Raw genomic sequence first — 17,223 nt, forward strand, 5'->3', positions numbered from 1 at the left:
CTCCAGCGGCCCCGGCCGGGTCATCCGTCGTTCGGATGAGCATTGGATACGGCGATAATAGATCGTGCACGATATAAAATTCTGCATGGGTGTCATGTGTAAATCGCATACGTTATAATCGTGCGCGATTTAAATCAGAAAAACCGCCACTTTCAGGCTCCATCAGCCTCCCCAATTCGGGGAGGCGGCCCGGAGGGCGGTGGGGGTAATGAGGTGCAACCCGCCTCCGGCAGAGCCCGTGGCCGCCTCATTACCCCCATCCGCGGCTGCGCCGCACCTTCCCCCCCGCTGCGGCGCGGGGAAGGAAATTATCCTCGCACCACCCGGCTTTCCGCTTCATCCCAAAACCAGACGGGTTTGCCGGCGGCAATCTCCACTCCGCCAACCCAGCGCGGCGGCAAGCCTGCCGTCAGGGCGTTGCGTTCCCCGGCCAGCACGGCAAGGCCGGCGGGCGTGACTTCCACGCTCTGCCGCCAGGGCGCGCCTTCTATTGCCGGGTGCAGGAGTATCGGCGGGTTTTCGGCGACGGTCAGTTGCCGGACTTCGTGCGCAAACATGATGTCGCCCAGAAAGGGCAGCGGCTCGGCATCCCGCATTAGCGCGCCGAACAGCTGGCCGATGGTGCGGGGTTTTTCTGCGGCAAGCCGCAGGATAAGCCGCTGCGTAAGCGACAGCCCGTCGGCCGTCGAGGGCAGCTCGGCCAGATGCCGCCGCAGCGCCCGCGCCATCATGGGCAGCGCCGGGGTGCCGGTGGCGGCAAGCCCGGCCAGCGCTTCGGGGGAGGGCGCGCGCAGTGCTTCCCAACCCGCTTTCCCCAGCGCCAGCAACTCCGGCCCGACCGTCAGGCGGCCCTGCCATAGCAGGCGGATCGCTTCTTCCGGCAATTGGCCAAGCCCGTCGAACCGCACCGTGCCGGGAAAGCGGTCGAGCGCGATCAGCTCCACCACCGGCAAGGAGCGCGCTTGGCAAAGCGCGGCCAGTACCCGCAGCAGGATCAACTGGTCGTAACTGTCATGCTCGAACCACAGCACCAGCCGCGCATAGGTGTCGGGAGCCGCGGCTAGTGCGGTTTCCTCCGCTGTCAGCCGGGCAAACACCGCGCCTTCATCCAGTTCCATCACCGGGCCGTAAGCCCCGGCGATAAAGCGGGCACGGGTTTGCAGCCAGTCCGCATCTGCGATTACAGGCCCCTGGCAGAGCGGGTTGGAGACTTCCAGAAAATCGCCGGCAAATCCCGCCGCTTTCAACGCTCCTTCAATGTCGCTGCCGCAGCGCAGATGCAGCGTCCGCAGATCTGCGTCCGGGGCGGCAGCCTTGCCGGCGATGGCACGGCGCGCGGCCTCCATCGCCTCGATATGGACGGTGAGTTTCGGCCAGCTCGCAAGGCCGAGTTCGCGCGCGATACAAAGCTGGGCGGTGGTGAGCTTGAGTTCGCCGGGCTCCGTCCCGTCGCGCGCCACGCCGCTGGCGGCAAGGCGCTGAAGGGCGGCGGGGTCGCCGGCCTTTACCGCGCGCTGCAAGTCGCGGGCACGTTTTTTCTGCTGTTCAAGAGTGAGGCGAAACGGCTGGGGCGCCGGCACCTGTTGCCGGTTGGTCATGGCTGGCCTTCCCTTCTTCCCCTGTCCTTGGGGGAATCTGCCTCGTGCCCGCAACCGAGTGAAAAAGGGGAGGTAACCGTCTTCTAAGGGTACTGCTTTCCCCAAAGGCCGTGGGCGCTGCCCTTGCCGCGGGTCCGGATGCGTCGGCCAAGCAGGGGAAGTCTGGCGGGCGGGTACCGTGCCTGTCAATCGCTCCCGGCCGTAGAGTCCTTCCCCACTCGGGTGGGGAAGGTGCGGCGAAGCCGCGGATGGGGGTAATGAGCGAGAAGGAGGTACCGCCTGTGCCTGTTTCTGGCTCATTACCCCCACCGGCCCTGCGGGCCACCTCCCCAGGGCGGGGAGGATTTTCTGTCAGCGTCTTTGCCCCGGCAGCACCGGGCGGATGGCGAAGCTGGAATGGATGCGCGCCACCCCCGGCAGGCGGGACAGCACTTCCTTGTGGATGCGCTCATAATCCGCCGCGCCGCGCGCTTCGGTGCGCAGCACATAATCGCAGTCGCCGGTCATCAGGTAACATTCCCGGATTTCCGGGTGTTTGCGCACCGCTTCCTCGAACCGGTTCAGATATTCCTCAGTCTGCCGGTCGAGCGTGATCTGCACGATCGCCACCAGCGCATCTTCCTCCGCCGGGCCTGCAATCAGGGCCGTATATCCCCGGATAACCCCGGCTTCCTCCAGCGCTGCCACGCGGCGCAGGCAGGCGGACGGGGAGAGGCCAACTTCGGCCGAAAGCCGCGCATTGCTGATGCGCCCGTCAAGGCGCAGCAGGCGGATGATGTTGCGGTCGATATTGTCGAGCTGACTCATGAGGCGGGGCGGGATGGTTGAAGGGGAATCGGGTCGGTGAAAGATTGCACCATCCTGCAACTAAATCACGGATATATGAAAAAATCGCCAGAAAATGCCGCCGAAACGCAGCAGCTTCGAACATCATTCGATTAAGATAATCTTACAAGGCAAAAGCCCGCCGGTTAACGGCAGGGCAACGCTGCCGGCATCGACCGGCAGCAGGGTTGTGATCACCGAACGGGCGACGGCGATACGGGGAAGACGGGGTTTTCAGTCATGGCGGCTGGGGCAAGAGCGGTTGAGGCGGCGGGCGCAGGGCTTTCGGGCGAACCGGCGGGCAGCATCACCCACGACACCCTGGCGGATGGCGCGGCAGCCCTTCTGACCATCGATCTCGCCGCCCTGCGGCATAATTATCGGACTTACTGTTCTCTTGCGGCGCCGGCGTCTGTCGCCGGCGTCGTCAAGGCTGACAGTTACGGCCTTGGCGCCGCAAAGGTGGTGCCCGCCCTGCTGGCCGAAGGCTGCCGCACCTTCTTTGTCGCCCAGCTTTCCGAAGCCTTGGCCCTGCGGCCCCTCATTCCCGCCACTGCCGCGCTTTATGTGCTGAACGGCCTGCAGCCGGGCAGCGAGGCGCTGGCGCGCGAGGCCGGCATCCGCCCCGTTCTCAATTCCCTGCCGCAGGCCATCGCCTGGGCCGCGGCGGCCCCGGTCAAAGCGGCGGCGCTGCAGCTTGATAGCGGCATGTCCCGTTTCGGCCTTTCCGAAAGCGAGCTTGCGGCCCTTACCGGTGACAGCGTCCTGATGGGCAAGCTCAATCTTGCCCTCATCATGAGTCATCTGGCCTGCGCGGATGAGCTTTCCCATCCGGCCAGCCGTGCCCAGCTGGCCGCCTTCAAGGCCATGCGGGCGCGCCTGCCTGCCGGTATTCCGGCCTCGCTCGCCAATTCCGCCGGTGTTTTCCACGGCGCCGACTATCATTTCGACCTCGTGCGGCCGGGCATCGGCCTTTATGGCGCCCATCCGGTGGCGGGGCAGAATAACGAGGCGGCCGGCAGCCCGCTGAAGCCTGTGGTGCGCCTTGCCGCCCGCATTGTGCAGCTGCGCACCATCCCGGCTGGCACCGCTGTCGGTTATGGCCACACCCACAAGGCCGAAGGGCCGATGCGCCTTGGCGTCATCGGCGTGGGCTATGCCGATGGCTGGCTACGCTCGCTCTCGTCCAGCGGGGCCGCCTGGTTCGACGGTGTGCGCTTGCCCATCTGCGGGCGCGTGTCGATGGATAGTTCCATCCTCGATCTTTCCGCCTTGCCCGAAGGGGCGCTGAAGCCCGGCGACTTTGTCGAGCTGATCGGCCCGCAGCAGCCGCTGGAGCAGGTAGCGCAGGAAGCCGGCACCATCGCCTACGAAATGCTGACCGGCCTTGGCCGCCGTTATGAGCGGCGCTGGACCGGCGCGGTTTCCTGAATCTCTTCTCTTTTCCTGAACCTCTCGTCTTTCAAGCGGGGCCTTTGATGCGCGTTGTCATTCTGGGTGGTGGCGTTATCGGTGTGACATCGGCCTGGTATCTCGCCAGGGCCGGGCACGAAGTCACCGTGATCGACCGGCAGGCCGGGCCGGCGCTGGAGACGAGTTTTGCCAATGCCGGCGAAATCTCGCCCGGTTACGCCTCGCCCTGGGCCTCGCCCTCGGTGCCCAAGAAGGCCATCGGCTGGCTGTTCCAGAAACATGCGCCGCTGATCCTGCGGCCCAAGGCCGATCCCTATATGGCGAAATGGATCTGCTCCATGCTCGCCAACTGCACGGCCGAGCGTTACGCCGTCAACAAGGGGCGCATGGTGCGCCTTGCCGAATATAGCCGCGACATGCTGCGCGCCCTGCGCGCGGAAACCGGCATCAGCTATGACGAGCGCAGCCAGGGCACGCTGCAGGTTTTCCGCACGCAAAAGCAGCTCGATGGCATTGGCGGCGATATCGAGGTCTTGAAGAAGGACGGCGTGCCGTTCGAGGTGCTGGATGTTGCCGGCTGCGTGGCGGCGGAGCCTGCCCTTGCCTACGTGAAGGAAAAGCTGGTGGGCGGCCTGCGCCTGCCCAATGACGAAACCGGCGACTGCTTCAAGTTCACCAACGCGCTGGCCAAAATGGCGGCCGATGCCGGCGTTACCTTCCACTTCGAAACCGAGATCAAGGCCATCCATGCTTCGGGTGGCCGCATCACCGGCATCGATACCACCGCCGGCCGGTTTGATGCCGACCGTTATGTGGCGGCGCTGGGCAGCTACACGCCCAGGGCCCTGCGCCATCTCGGCATCTCGGTGCCGGTCTATCCGGTCAAGGGTTACTCGCTGACCCTGCCGATTGTGGATGAGGCACGGGCGCCCGTCTCCACCGTGATGGACGAGACTTTCAAGATCGCCATCACCCGCCTCGGGGACCGTATCCGCATCGGCGGCATGGCCGAGGTGTCGGGCTTCACCGACGATCTGCCGCCCGCCCGCCGGGCCACGCTCGAGCATTCGGTGACCGATCTGTTCCCCGGCGGCGACAAGGCACGCGGCACCTTCTGGAGCGGCCTTCGCCCCATGACTCCGGATGGCACGCCGGTTATCGGCGCCACGCGCTATGACAACCTGCTGCTCAATACCGGCCATGGCACGCTGGGCTGGACCATGGCCTGCGGCTCCGGCCGGGTGCTGGCAGACCTCGTCAGCGGCGTGAAGCCGGAGATCGAGACGGCCGACCTTGCGCTTTCGCGTTATGCCTGAAGCCTTTTGAACGGCTGATCTTCTGAGGCGCCCCGGCCATTCTGGCCGGGGCGTTCTTGTTGTGGGGCATGGGATGCGGGGTTTGCCCGCTCAAGGGGCTTTCACAACTTTTCACGCAGATTTTACACCCAAATGTGTGGCCCCCCACAGTTCTGCCGGTTCTGTGAACTGTCTCTCTCGGATCCTTCAAGAAACACGCTCTATGGTCATCACATCTTGAGCACGACCTTGGGTGGGTGGCGTTTTACTTAACAATTCGTTAACGTGAAATGTAGCTGCTGACACGTAAAGTATTGAAAAGGAACTGGAGAAGCAGATGTTGGCGTTACGAGACTGGAAGATCTCCACGCGCGTTATCGTCGGGTTCGCTGGCGCGCTTCTTATCATGGTGGCAACGGCCGTTATTGGCGTGGTGCAGGTCAACAAGATCGATTCCGATCTGACCACGGTGAACGATGTGAACAGTGTGCGTCAGCGCTACGCCATCAACTTTCGCGGGAGCGTGCATGAACGTGCCATCCGCGTGCGGGACCTGGTGCTGACCGGCGATGCCACCCTGCGGCAGAGCCTGCTGTCGGATATCGACAAGCTGCAGCAGGATTACAAAGCGTCCGCCGCCCCGATGGAAGCGATGGCAAAGGCCGGCCAGTTCTCGCCTGATGAACTCAGGATCTATGAGAGCATCAAGGCGAGCGAAGCCGAGACCCTGCCACTGGTGGCCCAGCTCATTGACGGCACCAAGGATGCCGACCACGCCGACGCCAACAAGCTGGTGCTGGACAAGGCCGGCCCTGCCTTCGTGACTTGGCTGGCCCGCATCAACCAGTTCATCGACCTTGAAGAAGACCGCAACATGCAGGTCGGCTCCGAAGCGCGCGCTGTGGCGCACGGCTTCCAGGAGCTGATGATCATCGTCATCGCCATCGCGCTTGGGGGTGTCGGCCTGGTTGCCTGGTGGAACGTTGCTTCCATCACCCCGCTGCGCCGCCTGACACAGGCGATGCTGAAGCTCGCCGGCGGCGATCTGGATGTTGAAATTCCGCCTGCCCGGGGCCGCAACGAAGTGGCCGACATCGTGCGCGCGGTCGAGGTGTTCAAGAACAACGCGCTGGAAGCGGCCGATCTGCGCAGCCAGAAGGCAATGGCGGCAGAGCTTGCCGAAGCGGCCCGCCGCCGCGAGATGAACGCCCTTGCCGATGAGTTTGAAGGTTCGGTCAACGGCATCGTCAGCTTCGTCTCCTCCGCCTCCACCCAGCTGCTCACCACCGCGCGCGGCATGGCCGGCGTGGCGGAGGACACTTCCGTGCAGGCCGGGGCCGGTGCGCTCGCCTCCGAGCAGGCTTCGGCCAATGTGCAGTCCATCGTCACCACCGCCGAGGCGCTGCGCCACACGGTGAGCGAGATCGGCCATCAGGTCTCCGGCTCCACCGGTGCTGCCGAGCGTGCGGTCAAGGAAGCACGCGATGCCAGCAGCCAGATCGGCGCGCTGGTGGAAGCGGCCGGCAAGATCGGCGAGGTGGTCAACCTCATCACCGATATCGCCAGCCAGACCAATCTTCTCGCCCTCAACGCCACCATCGAGGCGGCGCGGGCCGGGGAGGCGGGCAAGGGCTTTGCCGTGGTGGCGAACGAGGTGAAGCACCTCGCTTCCCAGACCGCCCGCGCGACGGAAGAGATTTCGGCGAAGATCGTGGAGATGCAGCATGTCTCCACCGGCTCGGCGGAAGCCATCGGCCGCATCGCCGGGGTGATCGACGAGATCAGCAACTATGCCGGCGTGATCGCCGAGGCCGTCGCGCGCCAGGACGCCGCCACGGACGAGATCGCCACCAACATGGAGCAGGCCGCCATCGGCGCGAAGGAGGTGACGCGCAGCATCACCAGCGTCAACGAAGCTGCCCGCCAGGCTCACACCGCCTCCGACGAAGTGCTGGAGGCCGCCGATGCGCTCTCCGGCCAGTCCCGCACCCTGCATGACCGGGTGGAGGCCTTCATCCGGCAGGTACGCGCCGCCTGAGGCAAGACCTCACTACCTGCCGGGTTCCGGCATCAGCCGCCCCTTTCCGCCCGCCGGAAAGGGGCGGTTTGTTTTTGGGCCTGCGCCTTCAGGGCGGCTGCCTGCGTGTCGTAGGGAGACAATTCCCTTCTTCGGTCCCGGCGCGCTTCTCGCCTAGAATTTGCGGGAAGAAGACGAGCGGGAAAGGATGGTCGCCACAAGGCCACCCGACAGATCGAAGGGGACGATGATGAGCGCGACGGACGACTTGCCGGCCAGTGATGTACGGGTGCCTTTTGCCGACGCTTTTGCCCGGCTCTCGGCCAAGGCGCCGTTCCATGTTTTTTTCGAGCGGCCCGACGAGATTTCGGTCGAGCTTTATGCCCCCGTCGGTTTCGATGGCCAGTCGCCGCATGACCGCGACGAGCTCTACATCATCGCCAGCGGCACCGGCATTTTCTCGCGCGGCAAGGAGCGTGTGCCCTTCGGTCCCGGCGACCTGCTCTATGTGCCGGCATACGAGCCGCACCGGTTCGAGGAATTTACCGAAGGTTTCAGCACCTGGGTCATCTTCTATGGCCCGGTGCGCCCGGCGCCGGAGTTGGCACCGTGACCGGCCCGGTGCTCCATGGCTTCGGGCCGAGCGTTTATAGCTGGATCGCCCGGCTCGCCCTTGCCGAAAAGGGCATCGCCCATGACTGGCGCGAGGTAGATCCTTTCTCCCGCCCCCTGCCGGAAGGATATGAGGCGCTGCACCCCTTCGCCCGGGTGCCGGCGCTTACTTTCGGCGACGTTACCCTTTACGAAACCGCTGCCATCATCCGTTTTGTCGACGAGGCTTTCGACGGTCCGTCGCTGCAGCCGGAAGAACCGCTTGCCCGGGCGCGCCAGACGCAGATCATCGCGGTTGCCGACAATTATGCCTACTGGCCGCTCGTGCGGCAGATCTTCGCCCACGGTGTTTTCCGCCCTGCCCATGGCGAGGTTGCCGAACCGGCCAAACGGCAGGAAGGGGTAGAGCGGGCACCGGCCGTTCTGGCCGCCCTCGCGGCACTTGCCGGTCCCGGTCCCTGGCTCCTCGGTCCGGACCCGAGCCTGGCGGATATCCACCTCGCCCCGATGATCGCCTGCCTGATGGCCGCCCCCGAAGGACCGGACCTGCTCGCCGGCGCTCCGGTTCTCCAGCGCTGGTGGCAAGGTCTTGCCGGCTGGCGCGCCCTTGCCAATACGGCGCCGCCGCTGGTCGCCCTGCCCTCGGCAACGCGCTGATCTTCAGGTCCACCCCTCGCTCGCCGGATTGTGAAGCGACAAAGAGCCCTCGCCGGGTGTAGTATTTCCCATAGTGTGGCGTGGGTGGTCTGTTTTGATCAGGGCAGATGCCGACGACTTTCCTTGTGGGGTGAGCTGCTCCCGGGAAGGCCGCCGCCGTTTTTTTTAAGTGTCCGTCCTGCTTTCCCCGCGTCCTCCGCCCTCAATCATGGCCCCGACACCAGAAGGGCCTTCAAGGGAAGGAAACGGCAATGACGATCAGGAACCCGCTTGAATGGGCAGCCGGCTCGCTTGGCCTTGCCGGCCGGGCCATCGGGTCTGCCGGCGGCACCGTCTATCACCGCGAGGAAGCGGTGGACAAACTGGTGCCAGCCATCCACCCGATCACCATGGAGGATGTGCGCGAGGCGCTTGCCATGGGCTGGCGCGATTTCACCCTGCACCGCACCGACGTCATCTTCCTCTGTCTCATCTATCCGGTGGTCGGCCTTTTCATCGGCCATGCGGCGCTGGATTACCGCATGCTGCCGCTGCTGTTCCCGCTCGCTTCCGGTTTTGCCCTCGTCGGCCCCTTCGCTGCGCTCTTTCTCTATGAGATGAGCCGCCAGCAGGAGCGGGGCGTAACCATCGGCTGGATGCAGTCCTTCCGCATCTTCGCCTCGCCCTCGCTCGGCGGCATTCTCGGCCTTGGCGCCGTGCTGCTTACCATCTTCTTCTGCTGGCTGGGCGTTGCCGACCTTATCTACCGCACGACACTGGGGGCCGAGCCGCCGGAATCGCTCTCCGCCTTCATCGACACGGTGTTCACCACCGCGGGCGGCTGGACGATGATCGTCATCGGCATGGGCGTCGGTTTCTTCTTTGCCCTGCTGGTGCTGGCACTCAGCGTCATCTCTTTCCCGCTGCTGCTTGATCGCCATGTCGGCATCGATACGGCGGTGTGGACATCGCTGCGGGTCTTTGCGGCCAGCCCCGGCCCGATGCTGGCCTGGGGCGCCATCGTCGCCGGCCTTCTGGTGGCGGGCTCGATCCCGCTGCTCATCGGCCTTGCGGTCACCCTGCCCATCCTCGGCCACGCCACCTGGCACCTCTACCGCAAGACGGTGGGATAGGGCGCCTTTTGAGCCTCCCCTCCCGGGGAGGCGGCCCGAAGGGCGGTGGGGGTAATGAGGTGGCTACAGGCGAGGGCCTTTAACCGGCCTTGCCTCATTACCCCCATCCGCCGCTTGCGCGGCACCTTCCCCGGAGCGGGGAAGGAAAATCGTTCAGTAGTCCGAGAGCTTCGTCTCGGGCGTATAGTCCTCGCCTTCCACTTCCTTGCAGATGGCCTGCCCGCAGATCACCCGCTTTGCCTCGGCGTCATAGGTGAGCGTCGGGTTGCCCTGCAGGCTCCAGCCCTTGTTGAGCGCCGCGGTCACGCGGTGGCAGAAGGCGGCATCGTCAGGGCCGGTCAGGTAACGGTAGAGCTTCATGGGGATTGCCCGCCTCGGGAAGGGGAAAGGGTCCGGGCGATAAAAGCGCAACCCTTTGGCAAAAGAAACCCGTCTCCAGGAAGTGGGGTGCATGCTCCCCCTTGCCGCGCAAATCCCTCAACGGTGCCCTGACCGCCTGACTGATCGACGCCGGCTGCCGGGTGCTATAGTGTGCCGGCATACATGACCTTGCCACGCGGCACTGGTTGGCTTACTCCGGACCCGTCAGCCCCCGGGACGACGAACGAATGTCGACTGGTGGTGCTGCGCTTCGGCTCCATGCCCCCTCGACGTTGGAATCGCGATGAACGCCTACCTGGAATACCTGACCGAGATCAAAAGCAGAGCTGCGCAGGGGCTCGCTCCCAAGCCGATCGATGATGGCGGGCTTGTCGGCGAGATCATCACGATCATCCGTGATGCCGGCAGCGAGCACCGCGCCGATGCGCTCAAGTTCTTCATCTATAATACGCTGCCGGGCACCACGAGCGCGGCCGGCGTCAAGGCGGACTTCCTGAAGCAGATCGTGCTGGGTGAAGCCGTCGTTCCCGAAATCACCCCGGCCTTCGCGCTTGAGCTGCTGTCGCACATGAAGGGTGGCCCCTCCATCCGCGTGCTGCTCGATATCGCGCTCGGCGACGATGCCGCCATTGCGCGTGAGGCCGGTGAAGTGCTGAAGACCCAGGTCTTCCTTTATGATGCCGACATGTTCCGCCTGCGTGATGCCTACAAGGCCGGCAATGCCGTGGCGAAGGACGTGCTGGACAGCTACGCGAAGGCGGAGTTCTTCACCAAGCTTCCGGATGTCGATGATGAGATCAAGGTGGTGACCTTCGTCGCCGCCGAAGGCGACATCTCGACCGACCTGCTCTCCCCGGGCAACCAGGCGCATTCCCGCTCCGACCGTGAACTGCACGGCCAGTGCATGATCTCGCCGGAAGCCCAGCAGGAAATCCTCGCCCTGCAGAAGAAGCACCCCGACGCGCGTGTGATGATGATTGCCGAAAAGGGCACGATGGGCGTCGGCTCCTCGCGCATGTCCGGCGTCAACAACGTGGCGCTGTGGACCGGCAAGCAGTCCAGCCCCTATGTGCCCTTCGTCAATTTCGCGCCCATCGTTGCCGGAACCAACGGCATCTCGCCGATCTTCGCGACCACGGTGGATGTGACGGGCGGCATCGGCCTCAATCTCAAGAACTGGGTCAAGAAGACCGGCGAGGACGGCAAGCCGATCCTCAACAATGACGGTAACCCGGTGCTCGAGCAGAAGTACGCGGTCGATACCGGCACCGTTCTGAAGATCGACACCAAGGGCAAGAAGCTGCGTGACGAGGCCGGCAACGAGCTGGTCGATATCGGTGCGGCCTTCACGCCGCAGAAGCGCGAATTCATGAAGGCGGGCAGCTCCTACGCCATCGTCTTCGGCAAGAAGCTGCAGACCTTCGCGGCCGAGACGCTGGGCGTCGAGGCAACGCCGGTCTTCGCTCCCAACAAGGAAATCTCGATCGAGGGTCAGGGCCTGACCGCAGTCGAGAAGATCTTCAACCGCAATGCCGTCGGCGTGACGCCGGGCAAGGTGCTGCATGCCGGCTCCGACGTGCGCGTGAAGGTCAACATCGTCGGTTCGCAGGACACCACCGGCCTCATGACGGCGCAGGAGCTGGAGGCGATGGCCGCCACGGTCATCTCGCCGCTGGTCGACGGTGCCTACCAGTCCGGCTGTCACACGGCTTCCGTCTGGGACAAGAAGGCCCAGGCCAATATTCCGAAGCTCATGTCCTTCATGAACAACTTCGGCCTCATCACCGCCCGTGACCCCAAGGGCGTCTACCACTCGATGACGGACGTCATCCACAAGGTGCTGAACGACATCACCGTGGACGACTGGGCCATCATCATCGGTGGTGACAGCCACACCCGCATGTCCAAGGGCGTGGCCTTTGGCGCCGACTCCGGTACCGTGGCGCTGGCGCTGGCCACGGGTGAGGCGACCATGCCGATCCCGCAGTCGGTCAAGGTCACCTTCAAGGGCTCCATGCAGCCGCATATGGACTTCCGCGACGTGGTGCACGCCACCCAGGCGCAGATGCTCAAGCAGTGCGGCGACAACGTCTTCCAGGGCCGCATCATCGAGGTCCATATCGGCACGCTGCTGGCCGACCAGGCTTTCACCTTCACCGACTGGACGGCGGAGATGAAGGCCAAGGCCTCCATCTGCATCTCGCAGGATGAAACCCTCATCGAATCGCTGGAGATCGCCAAGGCGCGTATCCAGATCATGATCGAGAAGGGCATGGAGAACGCCGCCGGCACGCTGCGCGGCCTCATCGCCAAGGCCGATGCCCGCATCGCCGAAATCCGCTCCGGTGCCAAGCCGGCGCTGGCGCCCGACGCCAACGCCAAGTACTTCGCCGAAGTGGTGGTTGATCTCGACATCATCGACGAGCCGATGATCGCCGACCCGGACGTCAACAATGCCGACGTCTCCAAGCGCTACACCCACGACACCATCCGCCCGATTTCCTACTACGGCGCCACCAAGAAGGTGGATCTGGGCTTCGTGGGCTCCTGCATGGTTCACAAGGGCGACATGAAGATCGTCGCCCAGATGCTGAAGAACCTCGAGAAGGCAAACGGCAAGGTCGAGTTCAAGGCGCCGCTCGTCGTCGCAGCGCCGACCTACAACATCATCGACGAGCTGAAGGCCGAGGGCGACTGGGACGTGCTCCAGCGTTATTCGGGCTTCGAGTTCAATGACGATGCGCCCAAGAACACCGCGCGCACCGAGTATGAGAACATCCTCTATCTCGAGCGTCCGGGCTGCAACCTGTGCATGGGCAACCAGGAAAAGGCGGCCAAGGGCGACACCGTGCTCGCCACCTCGACCCGCCTGTTCCAGGGCCGTGTCGTTGAGGACAGCGCCGAGAAGAAGGGCGAGTCCCTGCTCGCTTCCACTCCGGTTGTGGTGCTGTCGGCCATCCTCGGCCGCACCCCGAGCGCCGAGGAATACAAAGACGCCGTCGAAGGCATCGACCTCACCAAGTTCGCCCCGCCGAAGGGCGCGGCGGTCGGCGGTGCCTCGGTCCACTACTGAGGTCAGTGCTTAAAGGCGGGGGCCTTAGGGCCCTCGTGACATCGGCCCCCGCCCGGCAACGGACGGGGGCCGATTGTTTTTGGGGCCGGCTTTCGGCGGGTTTTTTGAGGGGCTCAGGCCGCTTCTTCGGCCGTCAGTGTCGTGCCCAGCTTGTCCAGCATCTGCCCGGTGCCCTCTTCGCGCTGGCCGGCATCGTCATAGCCATCCAGATAGACACCCTGCTCGGTGAAGGTCATCACCGTGCCGCCGCTGGAAGTCGGCGTCAGCTCGATGGTGGTCAGCGATACCGAGATGCGCTTTTCATCGAGATAGAGGTCGTAGCTGTAGATGATGCGGCTTGCCTCGACGATGTCGTGATAGAGCGCATCGAAGCGGTGCACCGTGCCGCCCTTGGGGCCGCCGCTCAGCTGCTCGCGCCCGCCGATGCGAAAATCCAGCACATAAGGGCCGGTTGACCATTCCTCCGGCCCGCCGAACCAGCGCCGTTTGGCGGCCGGATTGGCAAAGGCGCGGAATACCCGCGCCGGGCTTGCCGGATAGATCCGGCTGAGCGTGAAGGTGGCGTGCTGGTTCTTGCGGGCCTCGTCCATCGGGGCGTTCCTTTCCTTAGGGTTTTGCTTGTTCTCGGGGCAACGGGGGCTCAGCCCTCCGTGCCGTCTTCTGCCGCTTCGGCAGCCAGAAACTCGCCCAGCCGGTCGAAGCGGGCATTCCACAGTGCCTTGCGCTCTTCCACCCAGCGGGTGATGCCGCTCATGGCGGCAGGGTCGAGCCGGCAGGTGCGCACCCGGCCCTGTTTTTCGCTCAGCACCAGCCCGCTTTCCTCCAGCACCTTCAGATGCTGCAGGACGGCGGGCAGCGACATGGCGAGCGGCGCCGCCAGTTCGCTGACCGTCGCCGGCCCGGCGGAAAGCCGCTCCACCATGCCAAGCCGGGCACCATCTCCCAGCGCATGAAACAGCCGGTCGAGCGGCAGGCCGGTCGCCGGGTGGATGGTTTTGTCTGAAGGTCTAAACTTAAGCATTCACTTAACTATCATGTGGCGGTGGTGCCGGCAAGAGGCCGTGCTCGCCAAGGGGAATTTTTCTGGAAATAGATCTGCCCTGAGATCGGGTTTTCAGAAGCGGGGAGGGGAATATGAGCGCCGGGCAAACGTCGCCCCCAGCCGGGGCGGACCAATATTTTTTCTGCCGGCTGGTGCCGCCACGGCCGGATTTTGCCTTTACCCTCACCGGGGCGGAGCGGGCGCTGATGGCGCAGCACGGCGCCTATTGGCGGGACTTCATGGCCAAAGGGCACGTGGTGGTCTTCGGCCCGGTTGTCGACCCGGCCGGCCCCTGGGGGCTGGGGGTGGTGCGCTTTGCCGACAAGGCTGCCGCCCGCGCCTTCGCCGATGGTGACCCGACCATTCTCGCGGGCCTCGGTTTTTACTTCGAGGTCTTGCCGATGCTGCAGGCGATTGTGCCGGAAGAGGTGCATGCCGCCAGTTGAGGCCGCCTCGTCAGCCCTCTTTCAGCAACCAGCCGAACGCCCGGCTGAGCTCTGCGGTGCCGTTATGCGCATACCAGCGCCCGTGGGCCAGGATCACCCGCTCGGGCTGCCAGCCGATCATGCGCTCCACGGCTTCCTTCATCTGCGGCCGCTGTTTGCGAAAGGTCAGGCGCAGGTCGCGCGGCATGCTGCCCAGCGGATCCACTGCGCCGCCCAGCCGCGCCAGCCAGCGTACCCAGAAGGCTCCGAGGCGCTGCGGCTCGAAATTTTCGATGAGGTCGGTGAGGATCAGCGTGTGGCTCGAGCGGTGGAAAAACTCGAATTCGGTCATGAAGCTGCCAGTAACCGGCAGTGTCGCTACCTCAGAGTCCCACGGATAGCCGCTTTCCCCTTCCATCGGATGATAATTGAAGGCGATGCGTCCCCTGGCCTGTTCCACGATGCCGGGCGCAAGCCAGGCATCGGCATGCGGCCAGGCGGTTTTCCACTGCGGCAGCCACCAGTAATGGAGGCGGTTGGGACCAATCAGCCAGCGCGGCTCCCCCAGCGCCTCCACCAGCACTTGCAGCTCCGGTGTCAGCTCGGTCGGGGAATGGATGAAGAGCCCATCGGCCAGCCGCAGGATGGTCATGCGGGTGGGAAACGGCATTTTGAGCCAGGGTAGAATGCCGAAGCGGATCACCGGCCCATCGATAACCCACACCTCATGCGCCACCTGCCGCGGGTGGTTGATGGGTTCATAAGCGGTGGAGGTCTGCATGGCTGTCCTCCCTGGCGTTGCCATCAACTCGCCGGCCGACGCACCAGCGCAAGCGCCACGCCGAAGGCCATCATCAGGGCGCCGCTGGCGCGGTTGACCCAGGTGAAGGTGCGGGCATTGCGCATCAGCCCCTTGAGCCGGGCGCCCGCCAGCGCATAGAGCGTGATCGCCACCATCTCCAGCAGCAGAAACAGCACACCCAGCACGGCGAAGCTCTGCCAGTAAGCATCCGGCTGGATGAATTGCGGGAAAAAGGCGGTGAAGATCAGGATGGCCTTGGGATTGCCCGCCGCCACCAGCAGCTCCTGCCGGAAAAGCCCGCTGAAATTCCGCGGCCCGCCGGCGGCCAGCTTGTTTGCCGCCGCACCGTCCCGGGTCAGGACGAGCTTGAGCCCGATCCACACCAGATAGGCCGCTCCGCCCCATTTCACGAGCGAGAAGGCAAGTTCCGACGCCATCAGCAGCGCGCCGAGCCCGAAGGCGGTGATGAGAATCATCACGGCAAAAGAAAGGAGCCGCCCCGTCGCCGCCCCGATGGCGAGCCCCGCTCCCCGGCTCGCCCCGGTGGTCAGCGACAGCAGATTGTTGGGCCCGAACGCCATGTTGAGCGCGAAGCAGGCAGGGATGAAGAGGGCGAGGGTGTTGAGCGGCATGGATCGCGCTTTCCGGTGAGAGGCGCTGGGCGGTGGAGGCGATCACTCTAGCGATGATGTTGAAGCCCTGCCAGAAGGCCGGATCGTGATAGGCTGCTGCCGGCTTCTGGCAGCAGCAGCGCGAGGAGGCGCTGGCGAAATCCCATGTCACGCACCGAACGTCTCTTCGACCTGCTGCAGGTCCTGCGCCGCCATCGCCAGCCCGTCACCGGGCGACAGCTGGCGGCGGAGACCGGCATCAGCCTGCGCACGCTCTATCGCGACATGGCGAGCCTTCAGGCCCTCGGCGCGGATATCGAGGGGGAGGCGGGGCTCGGTTATGTGCTGAAACCGGGTTTTCTGCTGCCGCCGCTCATGTTCTCGGCTGACGAGATCGAGGCGCTGGTGCTGGGCTCGCGCTGGGTGGCGCAGCGGGCGGACGGGCCGCTGGGCAACGCCGCCCGGGTGGCGCTCAGCAAGATCGCCGCCGTGCTGCCGCCGGAGCTGCGCGGCGAGATGGAAGGCTCCACCCTGCTGGTCGGGCCGGGGGAGGCGCTTGCCGATGCCGCCCCGGTTGACCTGACGGCCATCCGCCTTGCCATCCGGCGCGAGCGCAAGCTTCTACTGGACTATGCCGATGGCCAGGGCGCGGCGAGTGAACGCATCGTCTGGCCCTTCGCGCTGGGCTTCTTCGACCGGGTGCGCGTGGTAGTGGCCTGGTGCGAGCTGCGGCAGGATTTCCGCCATTTCCGCTGCGACCGGATCGGCGCGCTCACGGCGCTGGAGGCGCGTTATCCCCGCCGCCGGCAGGCCCTGCTTGCCGACTGGCGCCGCCAGCAGGGCATCACCACCCCGGCCTGATCGCCGGTGGCTCATCCTGGGGGTTCTGGCAATCATACTGCTGCCAGAAACTGACAGCAGCTGCCCCTATCCTCTGCCCGTCGCCCACCAGAGGAACAAGGCAAACGCCATGACCCCCGATCCGCGTTACATCCTGCTTTTTGTTGAAAGCCCCGCCGCCAGCGCCGCTTTTTATGCCGGCCTGCTGGGGGCACAGCCGGTCGAGAACTCGCCGACCTTCGCGCTCTTTGTTTCCCCCGCCGGCCTCAAGCTCGGCCTCTGGTCGTGCCATGCGGCTGAGCCGGCACCGATCGCCGCCGGAGGCGGGGCGGAGGTCGGTTTCCCTGTCGACAGCAAGGCCGAAGTGGATGCCCTGCATGCTCGCTGGGCGGTGCAGGGCGCAGCCATCCTGCAGGCGCCCAGGGAGATGGATTTTGGCTATACCTTCACCGCTGCCGATCCGGATGGCCACCGGCTGCGCGTCTTCTGCCCCGCCCCGCGCTGAGGGCATTTCCTGTAA

At 65.0% G+C, this 17,223-nt stretch carries 17 protein-coding genes; 10 read left to right on the forward strand and 7 right to left on the reverse strand.

The genetic code is table 11. The annotated features are described in order from the left end of the window. Positions 1–308: 308 nt before the first annotated feature. Together QTL98_RS03635 and QTL98_RS03640 are read right to left on the reverse strand one after the other, a co-directional pair. Positions 309–1,598, reverse strand: coding sequence for a DUF1835 domain-containing protein (locus QTL98_RS03635; protein ID WP_445680864.1), 1,290 nt, complete (start codon positions 1,596–1,598; stop codon positions 309–311). A gap of 351 nt (positions 1,599–1,949) precedes the next feature. After that, positions 1,950–2,405 (reverse strand): Lrp/AsnC family transcriptional regulator, encoded by a 456-nt coding sequence (locus QTL98_RS03640; RefSeq protein ID WP_445680865.1) that lies wholly within the window; start codon positions 2,403–2,405, stop codon positions 1,950–1,952. 258 nt (positions 2,406–2,663) lie between these two features. On the opposite strand from QTL98_RS03640, the gene alr reads away from it, so the two are divergent. The 6 genes from alr (at position 2,664) to QTL98_RS03670 (ending at position 9,529) form a co-directional block, all read left to right on the forward strand. After that, entirely contained in the window at positions 2,664–3,854 is a 1,191-nt protein-coding gene (alr, locus tag QTL98_RS03645) for an alanine racemase (protein WP_445680866.1), read from the forward strand. Positions 3,855–3,901: 47 nt separating this feature from the next. Then, on the forward strand, positions 3,902–5,152 hold the full coding sequence (locus QTL98_RS03650; RefSeq protein WP_445680867.1) for a D-amino acid dehydrogenase: 1,251 nt from the start codon (positions 3,902–3,904) through the stop codon (positions 5,150–5,152). A 316-nt stretch (positions 5,153–5,468) separates the two neighbouring features. Beyond that, positions 5,469–7,169 (forward strand): methyl-accepting chemotaxis protein, encoded by a 1,701-nt coding sequence (locus QTL98_RS03655; protein WP_445680868.1) that lies wholly within the window; start codon positions 5,469–5,471, stop codon positions 7,167–7,169. 229 nt (positions 7,170–7,398) lie between these two features. Then, positions 7,399–7,761 (forward strand): cupin domain-containing protein, encoded by a 363-nt coding sequence (locus tag QTL98_RS03660; protein WP_445680869.1) that lies wholly within the window; start codon positions 7,399–7,401, stop codon positions 7,759–7,761. Further along, entirely contained in the window at positions 7,758–8,417 is a 660-nt protein-coding gene (locus QTL98_RS03665; protein WP_445680870.1) for a glutathione S-transferase family protein, read from the forward strand. The genes QTL98_RS03660 and QTL98_RS03665 overlap by 4 nt, the downstream gene beginning before the upstream one ends. A gap of 251 nt (positions 8,418–8,668) precedes the next feature. Next, positions 8,669–9,529, forward strand: coding sequence for a DUF2189 domain-containing protein (locus QTL98_RS03670; protein ID WP_445680871.1), 861 nt, complete (start codon positions 8,669–8,671; stop codon positions 9,527–9,529). Positions 9,530–9,682: 153 nt separating this feature from the next. Here the strand turns inward: QTL98_RS03670 and QTL98_RS03675 are convergent, their stop codons facing one another. Continuing rightward, positions 9,683–9,889 (reverse strand): DUF1737 domain-containing protein, encoded by a 207-nt coding sequence (locus QTL98_RS03675; RefSeq protein ID WP_445680872.1) that lies wholly within the window; start codon positions 9,887–9,889, stop codon positions 9,683–9,685. Positions 9,890–10,193: 304 nt separating this feature from the next. On the opposite strand from QTL98_RS03675, the gene QTL98_RS03680 reads away from it, so the two are divergent. Next, a complete protein-coding gene (locus QTL98_RS03680; RefSeq protein ID WP_445680873.1) occupies positions 10,194–12,983 on the forward strand; it encodes a bifunctional aconitate hydratase 2/2-methylisocitrate dehydratase in 2,790 nt (929 codons plus the stop codon). A gap of 113 nt (positions 12,984–13,096) precedes the next feature. Here QTL98_RS03680 and QTL98_RS03685 read toward each other — a convergent pair whose 3' ends face one another. Continuing rightward, entirely contained in the window at positions 13,097–13,573 is a 477-nt protein-coding gene (locus tag QTL98_RS03685) for an SRPBCC family protein (RefSeq protein ID WP_445680874.1), read from the reverse strand. Between the two features lie 50 nt (positions 13,574–13,623). Next, complete coding sequence (locus tag QTL98_RS03690) at positions 13,624–14,004, reverse strand: ArsR/SmtB family transcription factor (RefSeq protein WP_445680875.1); 381 nt, start codon at positions 14,002–14,004, stop codon at positions 13,624–13,626. A 113-nt stretch (positions 14,005–14,117) separates the two neighbouring features. Between QTL98_RS03690 and QTL98_RS03695 the strand changes: the two genes are divergently transcribed. Beyond that, positions 14,118–14,471 (forward strand): YciI family protein, encoded by a 354-nt coding sequence (locus QTL98_RS03695; RefSeq protein ID WP_445680876.1) that lies wholly within the window; start codon positions 14,118–14,120, stop codon positions 14,469–14,471. Positions 14,472–14,481: 10 nt separating this feature from the next. On the opposite strand, the gene QTL98_RS03700 is transcribed toward QTL98_RS03695, so the two are convergent. Together QTL98_RS03700 and QTL98_RS03705 are read right to left on the reverse strand one after the other, a co-directional pair. Then, positions 14,482–15,231 (reverse strand): DUF4336 domain-containing protein, encoded by a 750-nt coding sequence (locus QTL98_RS03700; RefSeq protein WP_445680877.1) that lies wholly within the window; start codon positions 15,229–15,231, stop codon positions 14,482–14,484. 23 nt (positions 15,232–15,254) lie between these two features. After that, positions 15,255–15,884 carry a LysE family translocator gene (locus QTL98_RS03705; protein WP_445680878.1) on the reverse strand — a complete coding sequence of 210 codons (630 nt, stop codon included), beginning with the start codon at positions 15,882–15,884 and terminating at the stop codon, positions 15,255–15,257. Positions 15,885–16,028: 144 nt separating this feature from the next. Between QTL98_RS03705 and QTL98_RS03710 the strand changes: the two genes are divergently transcribed. Together QTL98_RS03710 and QTL98_RS03715 are read left to right on the forward strand one after the other, a co-directional pair. Further along, a complete protein-coding gene (locus QTL98_RS03710; RefSeq protein ID WP_445680879.1) occupies positions 16,029–16,724 on the forward strand; it encodes a helix-turn-helix transcriptional regulator in 696 nt (231 codons plus the stop codon). A gap of 109 nt (positions 16,725–16,833) precedes the next feature. Then, the gene (locus QTL98_RS03715; RefSeq protein ID WP_445680880.1) at positions 16,834–17,208 is read left to right on the forward strand and encodes a VOC family protein; all 375 of its coding nucleotides are present in this window, start codon (positions 16,834–16,836) and stop codon (positions 17,206–17,208) included. The last annotated feature ends 15 nt before the right edge of the window (positions 17,209–17,223 follow it).

This window comes from Radicibacter daui (assembly GCA_030657355.1).
Lineage (GTDB): Bacteria > Pseudomonadota > Alphaproteobacteria > Radicibacterales > Radicibacteraceae > Radicibacter > Radicibacter daui.

Coding starts and splice junctions, on each gene's coding strand:
- QTL98_RS03635 (WP_445680864.1), bottom strand. CDS start 1,598: ATGACCAACCGGCAACAGGTGCCGGCGCCCCAGCCGTTTCGCCTCACT.
- QTL98_RS03640 (WP_445680865.1), bottom strand. CDS start 2,405: ATGAGTCAGCTCGACAATATCGACCGCAACATCATCCGCCTGCTGCGC.
- alr (WP_445680866.1), top strand. CDS start 2,664: ATGGCGGCTGGGGCAAGAGCGGTTGAGGCGGCGGGCGCAGGGCTTTCG.
- QTL98_RS03650 (WP_445680867.1), top strand. CDS start 3,902: ATGCGCGTTGTCATTCTGGGTGGTGGCGTTATCGGTGTGACATCGGCC.
- QTL98_RS03655 (WP_445680868.1), top strand. CDS start 5,469: ATGTTGGCGTTACGAGACTGGAAGATCTCCACGCGCGTTATCGTCGGG.
- QTL98_RS03660 (WP_445680869.1), top strand. CDS start 7,399: ATGAGCGCGACGGACGACTTGCCGGCCAGTGATGTACGGGTGCCTTTT.
- QTL98_RS03670 (WP_445680871.1), top strand. CDS start 8,669: ATGACGATCAGGAACCCGCTTGAATGGGCAGCCGGCTCGCTTGGCCTT.
- QTL98_RS03675 (WP_445680872.1), bottom strand. CDS start 9,889: ATGAAGCTCTACCGTTACCTGACCGGCCCTGACGATGCCGCCTTCTGC.
- QTL98_RS03680 (WP_445680873.1), top strand. CDS start 10,194: ATGAACGCCTACCTGGAATACCTGACCGAGATCAAAAGCAGAGCTGCG.
- QTL98_RS03685 (WP_445680874.1), bottom strand. CDS start 13,573: ATGGACGAGGCCCGCAAGAACCAGCACGCCACCTTCACGCTCAGCCGG.
- QTL98_RS03690 (WP_445680875.1), bottom strand. CDS start 14,004: ATGCTTAAGTTTAGACCTTCAGACAAAACCATCCACCCGGCGACCGGC.
- QTL98_RS03695 (WP_445680876.1), top strand. CDS start 14,118: ATGAGCGCCGGGCAAACGTCGCCCCCAGCCGGGGCGGACCAATATTTT.
- QTL98_RS03700 (WP_445680877.1), bottom strand. CDS start 15,231: ATGCAGACCTCCACCGCTTATGAACCCATCAACCACCCGCGGCAGGTG.
- QTL98_RS03705 (WP_445680878.1), bottom strand. CDS start 15,884: ATGCCGCTCAACACCCTCGCCCTCTTCATCCCTGCCTGCTTCGCGCTC.
- QTL98_RS03710 (WP_445680879.1), top strand. CDS start 16,029: ATGTCACGCACCGAACGTCTCTTCGACCTGCTGCAGGTCCTGCGCCGC.
- QTL98_RS03715 (WP_445680880.1), top strand. CDS start 16,834: ATGACCCCCGATCCGCGTTACATCCTGCTTTTTGTTGAAAGCCCCGCC.